Raw genomic sequence first — 2,602 nt, 5'->3', positions numbered from 1 at the left:
AGGTATATTCTTCTACAAAACTGCTCGTGATAGATGAAGTGGGATACTTGCCTTTAGACAGCCTTGGTTCAAGCTTGTTTTTCCAGCTGATAAGCAATCGTTACGAAAGGGGGAGCATAATACTGACCAGCAACAAGGGATTCGGTGAATGGGGAGAGCTGATGGGTGATTCAGTGTTGGCGACGGCAGTGTTGGACAGATTATTACATCATGCCCATATCATTAACATCAGGGGAAACAGCTACCGCCTAAAGGACAGAGCGAAGACGGGGCTGTATAAAAACCCCCAAGCCAATGTTTAGTTGAAGGCCGGGGTGGGTCATTTTTAAACCGGCACAGATGGGTCAAATTAAAGCCGGCGTTGACATCAGGAGTAGCAGGGAGAGAATCGATAGAAAAGAATCACTCTCGCATGGTCTATCTCATGGACGACCTTCCGTCGATAAGACAAAACCCCGTAAGCCTTGAGATGATCGAGGCAGCTAGGCTCGTTGGCGTGGATTTTATTTTAAACGTAGTTACAAACAGCAAAAAAGAGATAGTCAAGATCGTTGCCGGAGATTTGGAAGATGCATGGTATGAGGGTGTCTCGGTCTCGTCGGGGATGTATGAGGTTCCCATAGCAAGAAAGGCAGACGGCGCCATAGCCAGCGCAGGCGGTTACCCGAGGGACATTAATGTCTATCAAGCACAGAAGGCTCTTGACCATGCTGATAAAGCGACGAAGACAGGTGGAACCATTATCTTGGTCGCTGAATGCTCTCAAGGTTACGGAGAGCGGACCTTCGAGGAGTGGATGCGTGAGGCCAAAAAACCGAGCGATGTTATAGAGCGGATAAAGAAAAACTTTGCCATGGGCGGTCATAAGGCCTACGGAATTTGCAAGGTGGCAAACGATAAGGAAATTATTTTGATTTCTTCCCTATCTGAAGAGGAGACAAAGGGGTTGTTTATGCGTAAAATGGGCTCAGTCGAGGAAGCTATAAGATATGTCGAAGGCAAATACGATCAACCAAGCTATATATTAATGCCCTACGGCAGCCTGACGGTTCCCGTGCTTTCAAACTAGTTTTTTACATATAAATCAAAAAGTCGCAAAGGTTGTGAGGTGAAGTTAATGGATTTAACTAAGGACGAAATGCTAGAAAGGGCCAAAAAGCCTGCAGAGGAAGCTGTTAAGCTACATCGATATTATCAAGGAAAGATGCAGACCGTACCAAAGTGCTGCATCAGAGATGTCTCCGATTTCGCAATATGGTATACCCCCGGCGTAGCGGAGCCCTGCAAGGAGATAAAGAAAAACCCTGATTTGGCTTATGAGTTTACCAATAAAGGGAATACAATAGCCGTCGTTACAGACGGGACGCGAGTATTGGGCCTGGGTGATATAGGACCCGAAGCGGGGTTGCCCGTCATGGAAGGAAAGTGCATGCTCTTTAAATACCTTGGCGGCGTGGACGCCGTGGCCATCTGCCTTGATACGAAGGACCCCTACAAATTCATCGAGACGGTCAAGAATTTAACTCCTGCTTTCGGAGGGATAAACCTTGAAGACATAGCTCAGCCAAAGTGCTTTTACATACTCGATGAACTGAGAAAGGATTGCAAGATACCCGTATGGCACGACGATCAGCAGGGAACGGCTGCCGTTAACTTGGCAGGTTTATATAGCGGACTCAAAATTACGGGCAAAAAAATTGATGATATAAAAGTTGGCTTCTTAGGATGCGGAGCTGCAAACGTTGCTACAATAAGGATATTGATCAACGCTGGAGTTAATCCCGAGAATATAGTAATCGCTGACAGCAAGGGCATTATTCATCCTGGCAGAGATGATCTTGAAGACGCAAAGTATGACGTGAAGCGCCATCTTGCTCAAATCACAAATCCTGATGACATAAGCGGAGGCCAAGAAAAAGTTTTCGAAGGCACAGATGTGGTGTTTTGTTACACCAAGCCAGGGCCAGATGTGGTGAAAAAAGAATGGGTCGCCAAGATGGCTAAAGACGCTATGCTTTTTGCCTGTGCCAATCCAGTCCCTGAGATATGGCCTTGGGAAGCCAAGGAGGCTGGTGCACGAATAGTGGCGACCGGAAGGTCCGACTTCCCTAACCAGATAAATAACTCGCTTATATTCCCAGCAGTTTTTAGGGGAACGTTGGACGTAAGGGCATCTGCGATCACTGATGAGATGTGCATTGCCGCAGCTAAGACGCTTTCTGATTGTGCAGAAAAAATAGGCTTGCATGAGGATTATTTGATACCGACTATGGACGAGACGTGGGTGTATCCACAAGTTGCTGCATCAGTGGGAGTAAAGGCGATTGAGCAGGGCCTGGCAAAAATTACCATGTCTCGGGACGAATTGATCCAGGTGGCGGAAGAGAAAATAAGAATTGCGCAAGAGACTACAAAAATGCTTATGAAAGAGGGGTTGATAAAATCTGTATAGTTTTTAAATAAGATAGCCGATATCATATTTAAGGGCTGTCAGCATCGAGGCATCTCGAGCATGATGCCTCGCAACTTTCCATAAAAAAATTTTATCTTACCCTATTGACAAAAGTTCAAAGACCTGGTTAAATAACCTAAAGTTCAAAGA

At 45.9% G+C, this 2,602-nt stretch carries 3 protein-coding genes; all 3 read left to right on the top strand.

Translation table 11 applies throughout. The features are described from left to right. Nucleotides 1-302, top strand: a 302-nt coding sequence (locus Q7P41_RS02995; RefSeq protein WP_303882013.1) for an ATP-binding protein, incomplete at its 5' end; no start/stop codon positions are given. Between the two features lie 110 nt (nt 303-412). Further along, nucleotides 413-1,069, top strand: a complete 657-nt coding sequence (locus Q7P41_RS02990; RefSeq protein ID WP_303882011.1) for a hypothetical protein — start codon at nt 413-415, stop codon at nt 1,067-1,069. 48 nt (nt 1,070-1,117) lie between these two features. After that, on the top strand, nt 1,118-2,452 hold the full coding sequence (locus tag Q7P41_RS02985) for an NADP-dependent malic enzyme (RefSeq protein ID WP_303882010.1): 1,335 nt from the start codon (nt 1,118-1,120) through the stop codon (nt 2,450-2,452). Nucleotides 2,453-2,602: the final 150 nt, after the last annotated feature.

It is taken from the genome of Acetomicrobium mobile (assembly GCF_937920065.1).
Note: the sequence above shows the minus strand (reverse complement) of the source record. Positions and strands in the feature narration are given on the sequence as shown.

Bases quoted from the DNA above. Each gene is read 5' to 3' on its own strand.
- Q7P41_RS02990 (WP_303882011.1), top strand. From the start codon at position 413: ATGGTCTATCTCATGGACGACCTTCCGTCGATAAGACAAAACCCCGTA.
- Q7P41_RS02985 (WP_303882010.1), top strand. From the start codon at position 1,118: ATGGATTTAACTAAGGACGAAATGCTAGAAAGGGCCAAAAAGCCTGCA.